Genomic DNA, 17,497 nt, shown 5'->3' on the forward strand with positions numbered 1-17,497 from the left:
ATGTTTATGGTTTCTCTGGTTAAGGAATATAAGGCAGTACTCAAATCGCCCGTGCCGGTGCTGACATGGGCGGTGGTGACGGTTCTTGTGTCCTATGCCGGCCCGTTCGGTACGTTCAACAAAATGCCCTTTCAGCTGCGCCTGGCCTATTGGGCGACGGTGGTGGCGGTTTCCATCCTGTTGGGGCTGGCGGTGCGGCTGACGATCCGGCGGTTGATGCAGGGCTACGGTTACTGGCCGATGTCCGGGGCTATCGCGGTTGCCATGGCCGCGATGCTGAGCGGGCCGCTCACCTGGTTTTCCGCCCGTGTATCCACCGGGCAGAACCATAGCTCGCCCGCGTTGCCCGAGATGTTCTTTCTGGTCCTCGTGGTCAGCCTCGGGGTCAGTGCTGTCAGGCGGATCCTCGCGGGGAATTCCGTCGCGCCCGAGATGACCCCCATCGAGCCGCGGCTGATGCGGCGGATCGCACCGCCGCTGCAGGGGCGGCTCATCCGGTGTTCGGTGTTCGATCACTATGTTCTGGTGGTCACCGACAAGGGCGAGAGCAAGCTTTTGCTGCGGTTTTCCGATGCGCTGGATGAACTTGAGGGCGCCGACGGCCTGCAGGTGCACCGCTCTCACTGGGTGGCGACGGATGCGGTGACAGGGCATGAGATGGAAAAGGGGCGCCTGATGCTGTTGCTCGAGGATTGCAGCAGGGTGCCGGTCAGCCGCAATTACCGCGGCGACGTCGAGGCGCGCGGCCTGATCTGAGCGCGCGGCATCGGGATGGCATGCGCGGCCTTCCCCGTCAGCACGGCAATCGCCCGGTCATCCATCAGCGCGCAAAGCGCCGCGTCATCGCTGCGCAGCCCGCCGGTATAGGTGCCGTAGGCCGGCAGGATCACCCGCGCCGCGTCGATCAGGAAACAGGGCCGCGACAGGCCGCCAAGCCGCGCCTTGGGGTGGTAATGGCCGGACACCTCCGCGGCCGCGCCGGGGGCGGCGATGTGGCGGAAGGTCAACGGGGGCAGCCGCAGCTCGGCCAGATGGGTGCCGCCAAAGCTTGTCGGGCCGGGGTCGTGATTGCCCTCGATCCAGATCCAGCGGCGCCCGGCCATCAGCCGGGTCAGCCACAGCGCCTCCTGCTCGGGCAGGTTTTCCATCGCGGTCAGGTCGTCGAACGTATCGCCCAGGCACAGCACGGCGGCGGGGCGCGTCGCGGCGATATCGGCCTCCAGCCGCGCCAGCGTATCGCGCACCTCATAGGGGGGCAGCATCGTGCCGCCGCGCCGGGCCAGCCGCTCGGATTTGCCCAGGTGCAGATCTGAAACGGCCAGCAACCGCTCCGCCGCCCACCAAAGCGCGCCAGAGGGCAGGGCGGCCAGATCGGCGCCGTTCAGGGTGAAATCAAACCCGTTCATGCTTCGTTCTGATCGCATTCGGCGTGGAAATGCAAGGGGTCATGACAGGCCCGCCGCCGCCATCGCGCTGGCCGCCGCCTGCGCCAGCAGCCGTTCCGCGCCCGCTCCCTTGATCGGCACGCGGCCGACCTCCTGAAACAGGGGCGCGGCCAGCGGGCTGACGCGGGGCAGGGGCATATGGTCGATCCGGCCTTCGATACGCTCCAGCATCGCCTCGATCCGCCCGAAATCGACCAGGCCTTTCAGCGCCTCTTCGCGGGTGATCCGCAGCATCAGGTGGTGGGGGTCGTATTTGACCAGCGTGTCATACAGGATGTCGGAGCTGAAGGTCGCCTGCCGCCCCGATTTGCGCTGGCCCGGCACGTTGCGCTCGATCAGCCCGGCGATGACGGCGGCGCTGCGGAAGGTGCGTTTCATCACCGCGTTTCCGGCCAGCCAGGTCTCGAACCCGTCGCGCATGGCGGCGGCGTCGAACAGGGGGGCGGGGTCTGTCACCGGGTCGAGCGCCCAGATCAGCGTGGCGTAATCGGTGGCGACAAAGCCCAGCGGGTGCAGCCCGGCCTGCTCCATCCGCTGGGTCAGCAGCAGGCCCAGCGTCTGTTGCGCGTTGCGGCCCGCGAAGCCGTAGATGCAGCTATGCGCGCGCCCCTCGTGCGGGAAGGTTTCCACCAACAGCCGGTCGCGGCGCGGAAGCTGCGACACGTCGCGCTGCAGCGCCAGCCATTCGGCGGTGTGGGCGGGCAGGCCGGGCCATCTCTCCTGCTGGAACATCGCCAGAATGCGGTCCGAAAGCTGGGTGGAGGTGGCGAATTTGCTGCCAGAGAACACGGCGATCTTCGGGCTGCCAGAGGCGCGGCGGGTCACCTCTACCGTCATCTCGCGCAGCCCCTCATAGCGCACGATCTGCCCACCGATCAGGAAAGTGTCGCCCGGGGTCAGCGTGGCGGCGAAGGCTTCCTCGACCTCGCCCAGCGGGGTGCCCCCCCGGCTGTTCTTCAGCCTGACCTTCAGCAGATCGGTATCGACGATGGTGCCGATGTTCATGCGGATCTGACGCGCCGCGCGCGGGTCGCGCAGGTGCCATTTGCCGCCGGTCTGTTGCAACCGCTGCCAGCGGTCATAGCGGCGCAGCGCATAGCCGCCAGTGGCCGCGAAATCGAGGCAGGCATCGAATTCGGCCCGGCTGAGCCCGGCATAGGCGCCGGCGGTCGTCACCTCGGCAAAAAGCGCGCCGGCATCGAACGGGCCGGCGGCGGCGGTGATCAGGATGTGCTGGCACAGCACATCGCGCGGTCCGGGCGGGCGCGGGTCGCCATCCAGATCATGGGCGCGGACGGCCTGAAGCGCGGCGACGCATTCCACCACCTCGAACCGGTTGGCAGGCACCAGCAGCGCCTTGGACGGGGCGTTGTAGCGGTGGTTGGCCCGGCCGATGCGCTGTACCAGCCGCTTGACGTTTTTCGGTGCACCGACCTGTATCACCAGATCCACATCGCCCCAGTCGATGCCCAGATCCAGCGATCCGGTGCAGACCACGGCGCGCAGTTCACCGGCGACCATCGCCGCCTCGACCCGTTCCCGCTGTTCGCGCGACAGCGAGCCGTGGTGGATGCCGATCGGCAGGGTGTCTTCGTTGGCCAGCCAAAGCGCGTGAAAGAAAAGCTCGGCCTGGGCGCGGGTGTTGTGGAAGATCAGCGTGGTCTTGTGCCGTTTCACCTGCGCCAGAATTGCCGGGATCGCGTAGCGCCCGCCGCCGCCGGCCCAGGGCGGCGGCGCGCCGGTTTCCAGCATGGCGATGTCGGGATCGGGGCCGGGGTCGGCGTGTAGAATATCGCACGGATCGGGGTGGCGGGCCAGAAACCGGGCGATGGCGGCGGGGTCTTCGACCGTGGCCGACAGGCCGACCCGGCGCAGGCCGGGGCAAAGCGTGGACAGGCGCGACAGGCACAGCATGAGCTGATCGCCCCGCTTGCTTTCGGCGAGGGCATGGATTTCATCGACGATGACCCGTTGCAGCCCGGCGAAAATGCGCGGCGCGTCTTCATAGCTGAGCAGCAGGGCCAGGCTTTCGGGTGTGGTCAGCAGGATGTGGGGCGGGTCGGCCCGCTGGCGCCGGCGCTGGCTGTGGGAGGTATCTCCGGTGCGGTCTTCGATGCGGATGTGCAGGCCCATTTCTTCGACCGGGGCGCGCAGATTGCGGCGGATATCGGCCGCCAGCGCCTTGAGCGGCGAAATGTAGAGCGTGTGCAAGCCGGAATGGGTATCGCTCGCAAGCTCGTGCAGCGAAGGTAGAAATCCTGCAAGTGTCTTGCCACCGCCGGTGGGCGCGATCAGCAGTTGGGCGGGCGCCATGCGCCGTGCCAGAATCGCTTTCTGGTGCGGATGGGCCGACCAGCCGCGCGCGGCGAACCAGGCGGCGAAGGCAGGTGGCAGCTCGTTCATGCGGCTGAATGTAGGCATGCCGCCAGGGTTTGCACAGGTCGGGCCGGTCGCGGCGGCGCGGCCGGGCGCCGTCAGTGAACGATGGCTTCCTGCTTGACGAACATGTTGGCCCAGGCGCGGTCGATCAATTCGGGGGTCATCTGATAGGGGATGCCTTCGAATTCGCAGATCGCGATCATCTGGTCGATCAGGAAGACCGGCTGATAGTTCGCATATTCATTGGCGATGGTCGGGTATTTCTTCTGCAGCAGATGAACGATCGCCCGTTCATCCAGCGGGATCTTCTTCTTGCGGGCCACCAGGGCGAAGATCTTCAGGAAATCCTCTTTGCAGGGGCCATCGATCTTGATCTTGAAAAAGATCCGGCGCAGGGCGGCCTTGTCGAAAATCTCGTTGGGGTGGAAGTTGGTGGAAAAGATCACCAGCGTGTCAAAGGGGACCTCGAACTTCTCGCCCGATTGCAGGGCCAGAATATCGCGGCTTTCCTCCAGCGGCACGATCCAGCGGTTGACCAGCGCCTGCGGCGGTTCGGCCTGGCGGCCGAGGTCGTCGACGATGAAGACGCCGCCGGTGGATTTGAGCTGCAGCGGCGCCTGATAGGTGCGCGCGGTGGGGTTGTAGACCAGATCGAGCATCGACAGCGACAGCTCACCGCCGGTGACAACCGTCGGCCTGTCGCACAGCACATAGCGCGTGTCATAGCGGCCGGCAGAGCGGCGCAGGGAGTTGGGATCATCCACCTGTTCCTGGGCGGCGGTATGCACGATCGGGTCGTAGACGGTGATGACCTGGCCGGTATATTCGATGGCGCGCGGGATATAGATCTTGTCGCCGAGCGCATCCCGGATGCCGTTGGAGATGGAGGATTTACCATTGCCCGGCGGGCCATACATCAGGATCGAGCGCCCGGCCGAAACCGCGGGCCCGAGATGATCGAGAAGCGAGCGCGGCAGGATGAGGTGGCCCATCGCGGTGGTCAGCTGGTCGCGCGTGACCTGGATGTTGCGGATCGACTGACGCTTGACCTGCTCGCGATAGACATCCAGCGGCACCGGCATCGCCCCGTAATATTCCGACTGGCTGAGCGCGTCGAGCGCGCGGCTTTTTCCGGTATCGGTCAACTGATACCCCATCTCGCCGCCCGAATTGGCGTGCAGCGTGCCTGTTGCCTCGACCAGTTTCTGGGTGCGGGCCAGATCGACAAGCTCTTGCGTGACGGAGACGGGCAGGCAGATGGAGCGTGCGATTTCGGTGACGATTTCAACGTTCTGCCGGAACATCGTTTTCAGAAGGATATCGCGCATCATGACCATGGGCAGGCGCATCTGATCGAGGCTGCGGGGGGCCGGGGGCGCCAGAACCGGGGAGGATTGCATATTCATCGTTGTGCCTTAAAGCTGCTCGAATATCTTGTGACAGAGGGTCTGCCTGAGGGGGTTACGACAAGACGCGCCGCGACCGGCCGGGTCGAAACCACGCCTGGCGGGCGAGAACTGGCTAACACCCAAATGGGGCAAAAAAATGAGCAGACCCAATCCGATCTACATGGCGGGCTTCCTGCTGCTTGTGGTGGCGATCTATGGCGCCGCGGCCCTTTTGAAAGGCGGGCTTTACGTCGGGAATTATGAGGGCGATACGGCGCATCTGGTCGATCTGGTGCTGCGGCTGGCGGCCGGCGAACGCCCGCATCAGGATTTCATGACACCGCTGGGCATTCTGGGCTATGCGCCGATTGCTCTGTTCGTCCGGCTGGGGGCGGGCGTGGGCCACGCGATCATGCTGGGCCAGGTTCTGGTGGCGCTGTGCCTGGTGCCGGCGATCTGGTGGGCCGGGGTCAGCCGCCTTTCGGGGGCGTGGCCCTATCTCTTCGGTTTTTTCGCGCTGGTGCTGGTGCTGGCGCTCAGCCAGGGGCAGGTGTCGTCTGCCACATCGATCGCGATGTATTACAACCGCTGGGCCTGGGCGGCGGCCTATGTTGCGGTTCTGGTGGCGGTGACCGAGCCGCGGCACCGGCGCAGCGCGCTGGCCGACGGGCTTTCGATCGGGATGCTCATGGCGTTTCTGGCGCTGTCGAAGCTGACCTATTTCATCTCCTTCGCGGTGCCGCTGCTGCTGGCGCTGGCGCTGCGGCGGCAATGGGCGGTGATCGGCATCGCGGCAGGGGCGGGGGCGGGGGTTGCGGCCCTCGTTACCCTGGTGGCCGGGGTCGCCTTTTGGGGCGGCTACCTGGGTGATCTGATCACGGTCGCCAGTTCCGGGGTCCGCCCCTATCCCACCGCGCCGTTTCTCGAAACGCTGCGCCTGCCCACCCATATCGGCGGCACGCTGCTGATGTTTCTGTCGGTGATCCTGCTGCGGCAGGCGGGGCAGCGGTATGAGGGGCTGATCCTGCTGGTGCTGGCGCCCGCGTTTTTCTACGTGACCTTCCAGAATTTCGGGAATGATCCGCAATGGACGGTTCTGGCCGGGTTTCTGGTGCTGCTGATGCGGCCGGGCGAAGAGGTGAAAAACCCGTTTGGCTGGGATCTGCGTCAGGCACTGAACATGGCGGCGGTGGCGTTCTTTGCCATCGGGTCGCCTGCGGCGTTCAACATGATCTACAGCCCCGTCGTGCATTTCGGCGCGGCCGATGCCGATTACACGCCGTTCCTGCCAAACCGCCCCGACCATGCCGATCTGAAGGGTGAGCTTGAGCGCAGCTATCAGTTCAAGGTCTCCTCGGCGCCCGAGTATCCGGCCGTGGCGGCGCAGGCGCGCGCCCTGCGGCCGGTGGCGGAGAAGACGGTTCTGAACGGCGAGGTGCTGAACTGGTGCGAAATCGGCAACGGCCCGGTCGGCTGGTATCGCAGCATGGCGCAGGAGCTGGACGCGGCCGGCTATGGCGGCGAGGACCGCATCATGGTGGCCGATATTCTGAACGTGCTCTGGATGTTCGGCGATCTCAAGCCGCTGAAGGGAAGCGGGCCGTGGTATTACGGCGGCGCGCCGGGGCTGGAAAACACCGACTACGTTCTGGTGCCGTTCTGCCCCTACAAGACGTCAGAGCGGCGGCGCATCCTCAAGGCGATCGAGGCGCGGGGCGTGCCCCTGACCGAGGTGTATCGCAGCGAGCTGTTCATCCTGCTGCGTCGGGGCGCCATTCAGGGATAGGTGGCCGCAATCGCCAGATAGGCGATCAGCGCGGTGCCAAGCGCCAGGCCCATGGGGAAATCCCGCCGCTCCCACGATTCCCAACCCGGCGCGGCCCGTTTGACGGCGGGCGTGGCGCGGGCGATGCGATGCGCGAGGAAAGCGAGAACCAGCACCACCGAGAACAGCATGGCGAATTTGCCCGCATCGGGCAGCGCCACGAAGGGCGCCATGGCGGCGGCGAACTTGGCATCGCCGGCACCGATCATCCGGGCCATGTTCATCACGAAGCCGACCACCAGGATCACGGCCAGATGCGCCCAACGCCACAGGAATTCCTGCATCGGCAGCACCAGCACACCGGTGACGGCGAAGGCCAGCACAAGCACCCAGACCGATTTGTTGGGGATTTTCATCGTCTTCATGTCGCTCCAGGCGGCCCAGACGCAGATCGGGGCGGCGACAATCAGAAACCACAGGGCGGGATTGGCGGAAAGCAGCATCGGCGGATCAATTGACCGTTCTGGGATCGAGCGCGCGCAGCGAGCGCACGGCAGCCTCGAAATGCTGCGGATGGGTGTCGATCGCCTCTTCCAGCAGGCCCTTGCCGATGGCGACATCGCCCTGTTTCACCGCCGACAGCGCCAGCGTGTACAAAAGCTGCGCCCGTTCCACTTGGCTCATCTGGACCACCGGCATCTGATAGTTGCGCTGCGCGCCACGCGCCAGGATCAGGTTGTTCTTGGCGGTGAACAGGTTCGGGTCATAGACGATGGCATCGACGAACAGACGCTCGGCCGCGGAATAATCGCCGCGCGACAGTTTGGAATAGCCCCAGTTGTTCAGAACGCCCGCCGGTTTCGTGGTCAGGCCCACGGCGGTTTCATAGAAGCTGTCGGACCGGCCCCATTCCTTGTTGCTGTCGGCGACCATCGCCTCCAGCTTGTAGCGCTTGAAGGTTTCGATCGTGGGCGGAACACTGTCGAGGGTCTTTTCGGCCTCTTTCCACTTCCCGGCCCGGATCAGGGCATCGGCGTAATCGATGCGGTCGTCATTGGTGGCATCGGGATCGTCCACCACCTTGGCCCAGACGGTGACCGCCTCGGCGCTGTGCCGGGCGCGGATCAGCGAGCGGGCCAGGTTGCGCTTCAGGTCGATCCGGTCGGGCTGTTCTGCGGCGGCGCGTTTGAAATAGGCCACCGCCTCGTCGGGGTCGGCCACGGTCAGCATGATGTCGTTCAGGCTGCTTTCGTCAGAGGAGATCACGTCCTGCACGGCGCGCTCGACCTCTTCGTCGGATTTTCCGGTACAGCCTGAAAGCGCAAGCGCGCCGCCCACGCACAGCACGACAAAATAACGATGGCGCATTTTTGCGTCCTTTATACTGCTCTGTCCTCAGGGTGTGGAGAGAAGCAGGTAACGCCCGTCGCCCCGCCGCACCAGATCGAAATTATTATTATCACCCTCATCATACGCGGGATTTTCCGATTTTGCGATAGCCAAGCGCAGGTTTTCACGGATTTCATCGGATTGTGCGCTGTCCAGCGCGAAGGCGTTCTGGAACACCAGCCGCGCTTCGCCCGGTTTGCCCTGTTCCATCAGCACGACGCCCAGATTGTTCCAGGCCGGCACGAATTCCTCGTCCCGCTTGATGGCTTCGCGCAACAGGATTTCGGCCTGGCCCAGACGGCCCAGCCGCAGGTTGGCCGAGCCGAGGGCCGAGAACACATCCGCGTCGGTGCCGTTTTCGGCCGCGGCGCGCAGATAGGCTTTCAGCGCCAGCTCGTATTCCCCGGCCGCCATCAGCCTGTGCCCGACGACCAGCCCGTCAACCGCCTCGGTGATACGCGGCGTGCCGGGGGGCGGGGCAAGCCCCTTGTAGACAGGCGAAAGGCCGCCCGTCGTCTGACAGGCGGCCAGAAGCCAGACCAATGTGAATACCCCCGCCCGCGCCGTGATCATGCAATCAGAATTCTACGTTGCCCATCATTTGCGCAATACCATAAACCGAAGGTCCGATCAGAATAATCAACAAAGGCGGAAGCGTGAACATCATCGTACCAAGGGTGAGCTTTGTGGGCAACTTGTTGGCCTTTTCCTCGGCCCGCATGACACGTTTGTCGCGCATTTCACCGGCATAGACCCGCAGCGCATCGGCGATCGAGGTGCCGAAGGTGGCCGATTGCACCAGCACGGTCACGAAAGAGGAAATGTCCATCACGCCGCAGCGCTCGCCCATGTCCTTGAGCACGGTGATCTTGTCCTTGCCGGCCTTGATCTCGTAAGACACGATCTCGAATTCCTCGGCCAGCGCCGGAAAGCCGGCGCGCAGCTCCTTGGACACACGGATGATCGACTGATCGAGAGATTGCCCGGCCTCGACGCAGACAAGCATCATGTCGAGGCTGTCGGGAAAGCCGTTGGTGATCTGTTCCTGCCGCGATTGAACGCGCCGCTCGACCCAGTATTTCGGCAGGAAGTATCCCGCCCCGCCCGGCACCAGGATCGACAGAACCACCTTTTGCATCGACACGTCGCTGGTGGCCGACAGGATGACCACATAGAGCACCCCCAGGAACAGGAACCCCAGCCCGAGCGCGAATTGCGCGAAGTGGAAGGTGCGCACCGCCGATTTCGAGCGGTACCCGGCACGCAGAAGCTTCAGCCGCGACGCCGTCAGTTCCTCTTCATCCTGCGGCTCGAGAAAGGTGGCGAACTTGTCGAGCTTTTCGCTCGATTTGGAGCCGTGCCGCAGGCGCACCTCGTCCGCGTCCTTCTTCTGCGTCTTGGTCTGGCGCGCGGTTGCGCCCGCGGCCTTGAGCCGGTCGAGCGGGTCGGGCTTGCGCTTGAGCAGCATCGGAAGGGCCAGCGCGATGAAGACGACGCCCAGAATGCCAACCGCATAGAGCGGCCCGAGCGGGCCCAGTTTTTCCGTCAGCAGGCGGGTGAGTGTGTTGAACATTTCCGTGTCCGTTCTCGCTATACCTTGATGTTGACCATGATCTTCATGAAGACCACGTTCATCACCAGAAACACGCCCACGGCGATGGCCGCCGGAATAAAGACCGGGGTGTCGATTACATCGTCATAATAATCGGGCTTGAGGATGTTGATCACCACGATGGCGATGACCGGGAAGGCCGACAGGAACATGCCCGACCATTTCGATTCCGCCGTGATCGCCTTGACCCTGCGAAACAGCTTGAACCGGGCGCGGATCACCTTGGCCAGACCTTCCAGGATCTCGGCCAGGTTGCCGCCGGATTGCTGCTGGATCGTCACCGCCACCGCGAGGAAACGCAGATCCTGCATATCCATGCGTTCGGCCAGATCCTTGAGGCTTTCCGACACGTCGCGGCCATAGGCGGCTTCGTCGGCGATCATGCCGAACTCGGTGCCCAGCGGGTCGGGCACCTCTTTAGCCACGATACTGACCGCCGAGGAAAACGGATGGCCCACGCGCAGGCTGCGCACCATCAGTTCGACAGCTTCGGGAAGCTGTTCCTCGACCAGGCTCAGGCGTTTCTTGGCCTTGTTGCTGACCCAGACGAACACCGCCCCCACACCCATCCCGACAGACACCAGAAGCCGCGCCGGCAGCGATGCGCTGGTGCCCACGGTCAGGCCCAGGAAAGCCAGCACCGACAACAGCCCCATGATCATGATCAGCGCCTTGGGCGAAAAGGCGATGTTCGCCTTCTGCGCCTTGTCGGCCAGGATCGAATAGAGCGGGATGCCGCGGGCGTTCAGATGCTGGCTCATCTCCTTGCGGAGCTGCTCCAGAACCTGTTCACGGTCGGCGCCCTTTTCCAGCATGTCCAGCCGGCGGTTCACGCGGCTGTTCAGACTGATGGATTTGCCGAAGACAGTCAGATACAGCCCCTCGACCAGCGCCAGAACGCCGACGAAGATCAGGCCATAGATAATCGGTTCTGCGCTGAGCACCATGTGCGTTCACTCCGCGGCGATGGGTTCAAAGATGGTTGGTGGCAGGTCATAGCCCCATTGCTTGAAGCGCTGGGAATAGTGCGAGCGCACGCCGGTGGCGTTGAAGCGGCCGATGATCTTGCCATCCGGCGCCAGCCCGAGCCGCTCGTAGCGGAACACTTCCTGCATCGAGATCACCTCGCCCTCCATGCCGGTGATCTCGGTGATCGAGACCATGCGGCGGCTGCCGTCCTGCAGGCGGCTGGCCTGCACGATCAGGTTCACGGCGCTGGAAATCTGGCTGCGCACGGCTTTCAGCGGCATTTCGATGCCCGCCATCGCGATCATGTTTTCCAGACGCGATACGCCGTCGCGGGCAGAGTTGGCGTGGATCGTGGTCATCGACCCGTCGTGGCCGGTGTTCATCGCCTGCAGCATGTCGATCACTTCCTCGCCGCGGGTCTCGCCGACGATGATGCGGTCGGGGCGCATCCGCAGGGCGTTGCGCAGACAGTCGCGCTGGGTGACCGCGCCCTTGCCCTCGACGTTGGCGGGGCGGCTTTCCATCCGGCCGACATGGGTCTGCTGGAGCTGAAGTTCGGCGGTATCCTCGATCGTCAGGATGCGTTCGGAATTGTCGATGAACGACGACAGCGCGTTCAGCGTGGTGGTCTTGCCCGACCCGGTGCCGCCCGACACGATCACGTTCAGGCGGCAGGCCACGGCGGCCTGAAGGTAAACGGCCATTTCCTCGGTGAAGGCGCCGAACCTGACCAGATCGTCAATGCCCAGCTTTTCCTTCTTGAACTTCCGGATGGAAACCAGGCTGCCATCCACCGCGATCGGCGGCACCATCGCGTTGAAGCGCGACCCGTCGGCCAGGCGGGCGTCAACATAAGGATTGGATTCATCGACCCGGCGGCCCACGGCCGACACGATCTTGTCGATGATCCGCAGCAGGTGCTTTTCATCCTTGAAGGTGATTTCGGTGAGTTCCAGCTTGCCCGAACGTTCCACGAAGATCTGTTGCGGGCCGTTGACCAGGATATCGTTGACCGTGTCGTCCTTCAGAAGCGTTTCCAGTGGGCCCAGGCCCATCACCTCGTCGAACAGATCCTGGTTCAGCGCGCCGCGTTCTTCCTTGTTCAGAACGACGCTCATCTCGGCCAGCGCTTCTGAAGAGATCGACTGAATCTCGGCCTTCAGATCGGCCTCGCTCGCCCGTTCGAGGGCGGCAAGGTTCAGGTCTTCCAGCAGGCGCCGGTGCAGCTCGACCTTGATCTCGCCCAGCCGCTCCTTGCGCTTGCGGTCCTTGTCGCTCTGGACGGGCTGGGCCGGCGGCTTGGGCTTTTGCTTGGCCATGGTCGGGCGGGGCGCCGCGGCCTGGGGGGTGGGCTGCGCCGCCGCCTGTCCGGCGGAAGGCGGGGTTCCTGCGCCCGCTGCTGGTTTTTTATAACGCGAAAACATGGCTCGACTCTCTACCTGTTGCGGCGGGTCATCCCGCCGCCGCGGCCGCCTGCAGCGCATGCTCGTGCAGCGAAACGGCCAGTTTGTGAATTTCCTTGCGCAGAAGCGCTTTCGGCGCGCTTTCGGCCAGCGGCAGGCCGTGATCGGCGGCCTGGGCGACCGGTTTGCCGCCTTCGGGCAGCATGATCTCGATGTCGATATCCAGGTTTTCGGCCATGCGCTTGGCGCGGCTCTTTCCGGAAAGATCGGTGAATTTCGGCGCGCGGTTCAGCACGTAGCGCAGTTTTTCATACGGCAGCTCTTCGCTTTTCAGCGCCCGTATCATGCGCAGCGTGTTTTGTGCCGATCGCATGTCCAGCTCCAGCAGCGCGAAATAGACTTGGGCCTGGCTCAGCGCGGTTTCCGTCCACTGCACAAGAGTCTTGGGCATATCGATGATCACGAAGTCGAAATTCGCGCGGGCGGTGTCGATCAGCCGGGCGACATCCTCCGAGGCCAGAATTTCCAGCGGCAGCATGTCGGCCGGCGCGGTCAGGACATGCAGCTTTTCGTTGAAGGTCAGCATGGCCTGCATGAAGCTTTCGTTGTCCATCGACGCGGTGTCGGCCAACAGCTCGTAGACCGCTTCGCGGCGGGGCAGGTCAAGATAGGTCGACGCCGACCCGAACTGCAGATCAAGGTCAAGCAGGCAGACCTTGGGCGCGTCTTCCTTGGTGACGGTGGCCAGCTCCCACGCCAGGTTCACCGCGAATGTGGAGGCGCCGACACCGCCCGCAAGGCCGTGAACCGGCAGCACGATGCCGTTGCGATCCGCCACATGCCCGCGCGCCTTGCTGAACTCGCCGGGATGTGTGGCGACGGGCAGCGCGGGTTGCGGCGCAGGCGCAGGTGTGCGCAGACGTTCGATCGATTCATGCAGCGCGCCCTCGGGCAGGGGGTAGGGCACGAAATCATCCGCGCCGAGACGCAGCAACTGATGCAGGGCCATGGCGCCGACGTCACTGGCGATCAGGATCACGCGGATGCGGTTTTCCTTGGCGGTGCGGATCAGCTCTCCGATGAAGCCGAGCTGCTGCTCATCCCGGTTGTCCACAGCAATGGCCACGAATTCCAGCCCGGCGGCATCAGGTTGGGTAAAGAAGGCGGCGGCATCGTCAAATGACAGATCCCCCCAGCTTTCCCCCAGTTCGGCCTCCATATCCTCGATCAGAAGGTCGAAATCCTGCACATCCCGCGACACCGTACAGGCGACGATCGGCGCCGGCTCTGGCATTAGTGCTGCACTGCCCGTCATTGCTCATGCATCCTTCCGTTGCAGGACACCGCGGCGCGTTCGAGGGACGATCTCATTTTTTTCCGTTCCCCACACCACAGCCATCCCGATACGACTCAGCGCCGTATCTGCTGCTCACTCCAGGAAAAGATGGATGGTAATCTGGGCAACATTACGGCTTAAAAACCGAAATTGTTGGGTGATCGGGGCAGGTGGAAGGGCGGCGCAGAGCCGCCTTTCCCGCATGCCTCAGCGCTCTTCGGCGGCTGCATCCGGCTCAAGCGACACATCCGTGTTGATCTCGTTGGCGCTGCGGATGTATTCGTCATACTCGAACAGGGCGTATTTGCCGTCGAGCAGCTGTTCACGCGGCTTCAGAAAACCCGACACCTCGGTCACGGTGCGGCGGTTGCGGCGTTCGCGGCCTTCGGTCACGATCAGCGGCTGGGTTTCCCCGTAAGAGACGACCGCCTCCAGCCGATCTCGGGAAATGCCCTGCGCCACGAGGAAGTTCACCACTGTGCGCGCGCGGCGCAGGCCGAGCGCCTTGTTGTAGCCGTCGGAGCCGACCTTGTCGGTGTGGCCATAGACGCGGAACTTTGCCAGCGAATATTCCTTGATCCACGCGGCCTGCAACCGCAGGGCGGCCTGTGCGTCGGCGTCCAGCGCGGCGCTGTTGAAGGCGAAATTGACCGTGCTGGGCACTTCGGCCGCGAATTTGCGCGACAGGCTGACCGCGAGGTTCCGCGCGCCTGTCATCACCTGGATATTGTTCACGGTCGAGTTTCCGAAGCTGCCATCGTCCAGCGTGGCGCCGGCGGGCGAATAGAAGCTGATCGCGCTTTGCGGCGAACAGGCGCCCAGCGTCATGAGTGCGGCAGTCGTCACAAGGGCAAAGGGCGCGCGCATGGCCATCACTCCATCACATAGCCGTAGGAGCCCGAAAAATCCTGCCGGGCGACCTCGCCCGCGGGGCCGTTTCTGGGGCGGTTGGGGGCGGCGACCTGGCCGAACAGGAACAATTCGCTTTCGGTGGGGGGGCGCACACGGTCGGTCGGCAGGGCGAATGCCTCTCCGGTGGTCGGGGTCACCAGATGCGCGGTGACGATGATCACCAGTTCACTTTGCTGCCGGTTATACTCGGAGCTGCGGAACAGCGCGCCGAGGATCGGGATGTCACCCAGCCAGGGAACCTGCCCCTTGAGCGAAGAGAAATCATCCTGCAACAGGCCGGCGATGGCAAAGCTTTCGCCATCATGCATTTCCACGGTGGTCGCCGTCGAGCGCTTGGAAAAACCGGCGATCGACACGGCGCCGTCGGTGTAGCTGACCGAGGGGTCGACGCCGCTGACCTCTGCGTTCATGCGCAGGTTGATGTTCGGCCCGACCACGCGCGGCGTGAATTCAAGCACGATGCCGAATTTGCGGAAATCGACGCTGATGGCGCCGTTTTCATTGGCAACCGGGATGGGATATTCGCCACCGGCCAGGAATTCGGCCTTCTGGCCCGACAGGGCCGTGAGGTTCGGTTCGGCCAGGGTGCGCACGAAGCCCTTGGTTTCCAGCGCTTCCAGCAGGATGGCGAATTCAACATCACCGGCGCCGATGCCGAAGGAAAAAACGCCCGTGCTCTCGCCCGTGCGTCCCACGTTGGTGGCGCTGTCGCCGTCGAACAGGTTGAGCAGATTGTCGCCTTCGGTAAAGGTGCCGTTGCCGCCGGTATAGCCGATATCGCCGCCGCTGCCGATGCCGTTGACGGCCATGCTGGCCGACAGGCTCTTGCGGACCGAGCGGTTCATTTCGGCAAAGCGCACCTTCAGCAGCACCTGCTGGCTGCCGCCGACCATCATCAGGTTGGAGACCCGCCCCGGCGCATAGCGCTGCGCCAGATCAAGCGCCCGGTCGACCACGAGCGAAGAGGAAACGGTGCCCGACAGCACCAGGCCGTCATTGGCCGGGCGCACCTCGATGGCCTCGCCCGGGATGACTTCGCGCAGCCGCTCTTTCAGTTCGCTGACATCGGCGGTCACGCGGATCTCGACATTGGTGATCAGGCGGCCGTCCGGCCCGAGCAGCGTCAGCGTGGTGCGGCCCGGCTCCCTGCCCAGTACATAGATGGTGCGATCCGACAAGGTGGAGATATCGGCGATCGAAGGGTTGGCGATGGACAATTCGGCGAAGGCCACATCGCTTTCCACGACAACGGCCTGGTTCATCGGCACGCTGAGTTTGCTGGACGCGCTGCCCTGCATCACCCGAAGCGTTTCCGCGCCCGCGACGGGTGCGTGACCAAGATTCATGGCGGCGCCGAGAAGGGCCGCCTGAAAGAACGTCTTTAAATTCATGTGATCCTGCCTCTCCGATCACGCCTCAATGCGGGTCTTTTTTGCCCTGTTACCGCGCAGAATGCGGCAATTGTCGTTTTTTTGCAAGAATCAAGCGGTTGGGCGCGGATACTTATGTGGATAAGGCGCAACAGACGGGTTTTGCCACAGAACGGAAAAGCGCGGCTCCCCATCCGGTGAAGCCGCGCCAAGCTGTTGTTCTCAGGCGTTTAGTTGGTGCAGGGGATCGGGATTTCCAGCACCTCGGATCCGCGCCGCGTCCGGATGGTGCAGACCTCGGGTTTCGCTGCCTCGACGACTTTTTGCTCTTCCTCGATGCCCAGAAGCTGGTTCTGGTCGATCTCGACAGCCGAGGAAACCGTCTCGTCCTGGGCGCCGACCAGCGACAGCGAGAGCTGCCCGGTCGATTGGGCCTGCGCCAGGGCCGCGACCTGCCGCGGGCTGGCCTCGACCGTTACGGTGCGGGCGATGGCGGGGCTGGAGCGGTTTTCGTCGGCGGTCTGGTCCACGGCGATCAGGCGCACGCCGGCCTCGATCAGCTTGGTCACCTTGGCGCGTTCCCGGACAGAGCCTGTCCAGTAGACATCGACCCGGTCGCCGGGGCGCAGAAAGCCGGAGACGCCGGATTTCACGTCGACGCTGATGGCGAAGGCACGCATGCCCTTGCTCAGGCGCGAGGTGATGCCCGCGTCTTCGCCGGGGGCAGTGACCTTGATGGCCAGAAGCGGTTCGTTGGCTTCGATCGGGCGCAGCACGGTGCGGGCATTTTCGGCGCCTTCGGGGAAAAGCTCATCCTCGGTCGCGAATGCGCCCTCGGGCACAACCTCGGCCGGCCATTTGACCAGCGTCGCGTCTTCAAGCGTGAAGGTTTCGCCATAGGCCAGGGCGCGGTTGGCGACGTAGATCTCTGTCAGCTTGATCTGGTTCGCGCGCGCCGATTTCTCCTGCGCCAACGCGACCTGATATTGCGAGATATACCCCTGGGCCATGTAAACCGCGAACCCCGCGAGCCCCAAACCGACAAGCAGAACCAAACCAAATACCAGCCGCATGATACATTCACCCTCGTAATTTTCGCATGTCCGTCGCCCGTTTCAGGCCGGTCAAAGCGATGCTTGTTTGTCGATTAAACCCTGCCCTGAAATTGCGGCAAAAGCTTGGGCCCAACGCGGCCAAAGAAAGGACTTTTGCGAAACCGTGAACAGAGCGTTGTCCGTTCGCCCCTCAGGTGGCGGGCGATCAGTCTCCCGCCTTCACCGAAATCGCGCCGACCTTCGTGGCAAAGGTCGTGGCCAGGTTGGCCGGGCCGTTGTTGAAGATCACCATGACGGCAAAGGCCATGCCGACCACGGCCGCGGTCAGCACCACCCAATCGACGGTGACGGCACCGTCTTCGGCGGCTAGAAATGTTTTCAAACTGCTGCGCATTGCGCTCTCCATAGTGCTCTTGCCGCCACGCGATCCGGTCGCAGACCTTCGACGGACCTTGCGCCCACAACCCTCTCGGC

Annotated in this window: 16 protein-coding genes; 2 read left to right on the forward strand and 14 right to left on the reverse strand. The window is 63.9% G+C overall.

The features are described 5' to 3' along the window. Positions 1-6 precede the first annotated feature (6 nt). Entirely contained in the window at positions 7-756 is a 750-nt protein-coding gene (locus TQ29_RS05325) for a LytTR family DNA-binding domain-containing protein (protein ID WP_162231808.1), read from the forward strand. Here TQ29_RS05325 and pdeM read toward each other — a convergent pair. The 3 genes from pdeM to TQ29_RS05340 all read right to left on the reverse strand — a co-directional run bounded on the left by pdeM (position 720) and on the right by TQ29_RS05340 (position 5,230). Then, on the reverse strand, positions 720-1,406 hold the full coding sequence (gene pdeM / locus TQ29_RS05330) for a ligase-associated DNA damage response endonuclease PdeM (RefSeq protein WP_037209702.1): 687 nt from the start codon (positions 1,404-1,406) through the stop codon (positions 720-722). The genes TQ29_RS05325 and pdeM overlap by 37 nt on opposite strands. 39 nt (positions 1,407-1,445) lie before the next feature. After that, positions 1,446-3,848, reverse strand: coding sequence for a ligase-associated DNA damage response DEXH box helicase (locus TQ29_RS05335; protein WP_054538318.1), 2,403 nt, complete (start codon positions 3,846-3,848; stop codon positions 1,446-1,448). Between the two features lie 71 nt (positions 3,849-3,919). Beyond that, complete coding sequence (locus tag TQ29_RS05340) at positions 3,920-5,230, reverse strand: ATPase (protein WP_037209698.1); 1,311 nt, start codon at positions 5,228-5,230, stop codon at positions 3,920-3,922. Positions 5,231-5,369: 139 nt separating this feature from the next. Here TQ29_RS05340 and TQ29_RS05345 point away from each other — a divergent pair, with 139 nt between their 5' ends. Continuing rightward, positions 5,370-6,998 (forward strand): hypothetical protein, encoded by a 1,629-nt coding sequence (locus TQ29_RS05345; RefSeq protein WP_157445517.1) that lies wholly within the window; start codon positions 5,370-5,372, stop codon positions 6,996-6,998. Here the strand turns inward: TQ29_RS05345 and TQ29_RS05350 are convergent. The 11 genes from TQ29_RS05350 to TQ29_RS05400 form a co-directional block, all read right to left on the reverse strand. Further along, entirely contained in the window at positions 6,989-7,480 is a 492-nt protein-coding gene (locus TQ29_RS05350; RefSeq protein WP_054538320.1) for a prepilin peptidase, read from the reverse strand. The two genes, TQ29_RS05345 and TQ29_RS05350, sit on opposite strands and share 10 nt — an antisense overlap. Before the next feature lie 7 nt (positions 7,481-7,487). Continuing rightward, a complete protein-coding gene (locus TQ29_RS05355) occupies positions 7,488-8,345 on the reverse strand; it encodes a lipopolysaccharide assembly protein LapB (protein WP_054538321.1) in 858 nt (285 codons plus the stop codon). Positions 8,346-8,372: 27 nt separating this feature from the next. After that, on the reverse strand, positions 8,373-8,939 hold the full coding sequence (locus tag TQ29_RS05360; RefSeq protein WP_054538322.1) for a tetratricopeptide repeat protein: 567 nt from the start codon (positions 8,937-8,939) through the stop codon (positions 8,373-8,375). Positions 8,940-8,943: 4 nt separating this feature from the next. Continuing rightward, on the reverse strand, positions 8,944-9,939 hold the full coding sequence (locus TQ29_RS05365) for a type II secretion system F family protein (protein ID WP_054538323.1): 996 nt from the start codon (positions 9,937-9,939) through the stop codon (positions 8,944-8,946). Between the two features lie 17 nt (positions 9,940-9,956). Next, positions 9,957-10,925, reverse strand: a complete 969-nt coding sequence (locus tag TQ29_RS05370; protein ID WP_054538324.1) for a type II secretion system F family protein — start codon at positions 10,923-10,925, stop codon at positions 9,957-9,959. Positions 10,926-10,931: 6 nt separating this feature from the next. Then, positions 10,932-12,371, reverse strand: a complete 1,440-nt coding sequence (locus tag TQ29_RS05375; RefSeq protein ID WP_037209682.1) for a CpaF family protein — start codon at positions 12,369-12,371, stop codon at positions 10,932-10,934. Positions 12,372-12,399: 28 nt separating this feature from the next. Then, the gene (locus TQ29_RS05380; RefSeq protein ID WP_054538325.1) at positions 12,400-13,665 is read right to left on the reverse strand and encodes an AAA family ATPase; all 1,266 of its coding nucleotides are present in this window, start codon (positions 13,663-13,665) and stop codon (positions 12,400-12,402) included. 228 nt (positions 13,666-13,893) lie between these two features. Continuing rightward, entirely contained in the window at positions 13,894-14,553 is a 660-nt protein-coding gene (locus TQ29_RS05385) for an OmpA family protein (RefSeq protein WP_054540333.1), read from the reverse strand. A gap of 5 nt (positions 14,554-14,558) precedes the next feature. After that, the gene (locus TQ29_RS05390; RefSeq protein ID WP_054538326.1) at positions 14,559-15,989 is read right to left on the reverse strand and encodes a type II and III secretion system protein family protein; all 1,431 of its coding nucleotides are present in this window, start codon (positions 15,987-15,989) and stop codon (positions 14,559-14,561) included. A gap of 209 nt (positions 15,990-16,198) precedes the next feature. Beyond that, positions 16,199-17,041, reverse strand: a complete 843-nt coding sequence (cpaB, locus tag TQ29_RS05395) for a Flp pilus assembly protein CpaB (protein ID WP_054538327.1) — start codon at positions 17,039-17,041, stop codon at positions 16,199-16,201. Between the two features lie 187 nt (positions 17,042-17,228). Continuing rightward, a complete protein-coding gene (locus TQ29_RS05400) occupies positions 17,229-17,417 on the reverse strand; it encodes a hypothetical protein (RefSeq protein ID WP_037209672.1) in 189 nt (62 codons plus the stop codon). Between the last annotated feature and the right edge of the window lie 80 nt (positions 17,418-17,497).

This window comes from Actibacterium sp. EMB200-NS6 (genome assembly GCF_001305615.1).
GTDB classification, from domain to species: Bacteria; Pseudomonadota; Alphaproteobacteria; order Rhodobacterales; family Rhodobacteraceae; genus Actibacterium_A; species Actibacterium_A naphthalenivorans.

What these genes read in the sequence shown, in the direction of transcription:
- TQ29_RS05390 (WP_054538326.1), bottom strand. Translation starts at nt 15,989, where the DNA reads ATGAATTTAAAGACGTTCTTTCAGGCGGCCCTTCTCGGCGCCGCCATG.
- TQ29_RS05375 (WP_037209682.1), bottom strand. Translation starts at nt 12,371, where the DNA reads ATGTTTTCGCGTTATAAAAAACCAGCAGCGGGCGCAGGAACCCCGCCT.
- pdeM (WP_037209702.1), bottom strand. Translation starts at nt 1,406, where the DNA reads ATGAACGGGTTTGATTTCACCCTGAACGGCGCCGATCTGGCCGCCCTG.
- TQ29_RS05345 (WP_157445517.1), top strand. Translation starts at nt 5,370, where the DNA reads ATGAGCAGACCCAATCCGATCTACATGGCGGGCTTCCTGCTGCTTGTG.
- TQ29_RS05340 (WP_037209698.1), bottom strand. Translation starts at nt 5,230, where the DNA reads ATGAATATGCAATCCTCCCCGGTTCTGGCGCCCCCGGCCCCCCGCAGC.
- TQ29_RS05360 (WP_054538322.1), bottom strand. Translation starts at nt 8,939, where the DNA reads ATGATCACGGCGCGGGCGGGGGTATTCACATTGGTCTGGCTTCTGGCC.
- TQ29_RS05335 (WP_054538318.1), bottom strand. Translation starts at nt 3,848, where the DNA reads ATGAACGAGCTGCCACCTGCCTTCGCCGCCTGGTTCGCCGCGCGCGGC.
- cpaB (WP_054538327.1), bottom strand. Translation starts at nt 17,041, where the DNA reads ATGCGGCTGGTATTTGGTTTGGTTCTGCTTGTCGGTTTGGGGCTCGCG.
- TQ29_RS05380 (WP_054538325.1), bottom strand. Translation starts at nt 13,665, where the DNA reads ATGACGGGCAGTGCAGCACTAATGCCAGAGCCGGCGCCGATCGTCGCC.
- TQ29_RS05400 (WP_037209672.1), bottom strand. Translation starts at nt 17,417, where the DNA reads ATGCGCAGCAGTTTGAAAACATTTCTAGCCGCCGAAGACGGTGCCGTC.
- TQ29_RS05370 (WP_054538324.1), bottom strand. Translation starts at nt 10,925, where the DNA reads ATGGTGCTCAGCGCAGAACCGATTATCTATGGCCTGATCTTCGTCGGC.
- TQ29_RS05385 (WP_054540333.1), bottom strand. Translation starts at nt 14,553, where the DNA reads ATGCGCGCGCCCTTTGCCCTTGTGACGACTGCCGCACTCATGACGCTG.
- TQ29_RS05355 (WP_054538321.1), bottom strand. Translation starts at nt 8,345, where the DNA reads ATGCGCCATCGTTATTTTGTCGTGCTGTGCGTGGGCGGCGCGCTTGCG.
- TQ29_RS05350 (WP_054538320.1), bottom strand. Translation starts at nt 7,480, where the DNA reads ATGCTGCTTTCCGCCAATCCCGCCCTGTGGTTTCTGATTGTCGCCGCC.
- TQ29_RS05365 (WP_054538323.1), bottom strand. Translation starts at nt 9,939, where the DNA reads ATGTTCAACACACTCACCCGCCTGCTGACGGAAAAACTGGGCCCGCTC.
- TQ29_RS05325 (WP_162231808.1), top strand. Translation starts at nt 7, where the DNA reads ATGGTTTCTCTGGTTAAGGAATATAAGGCAGTACTCAAATCGCCCGTG.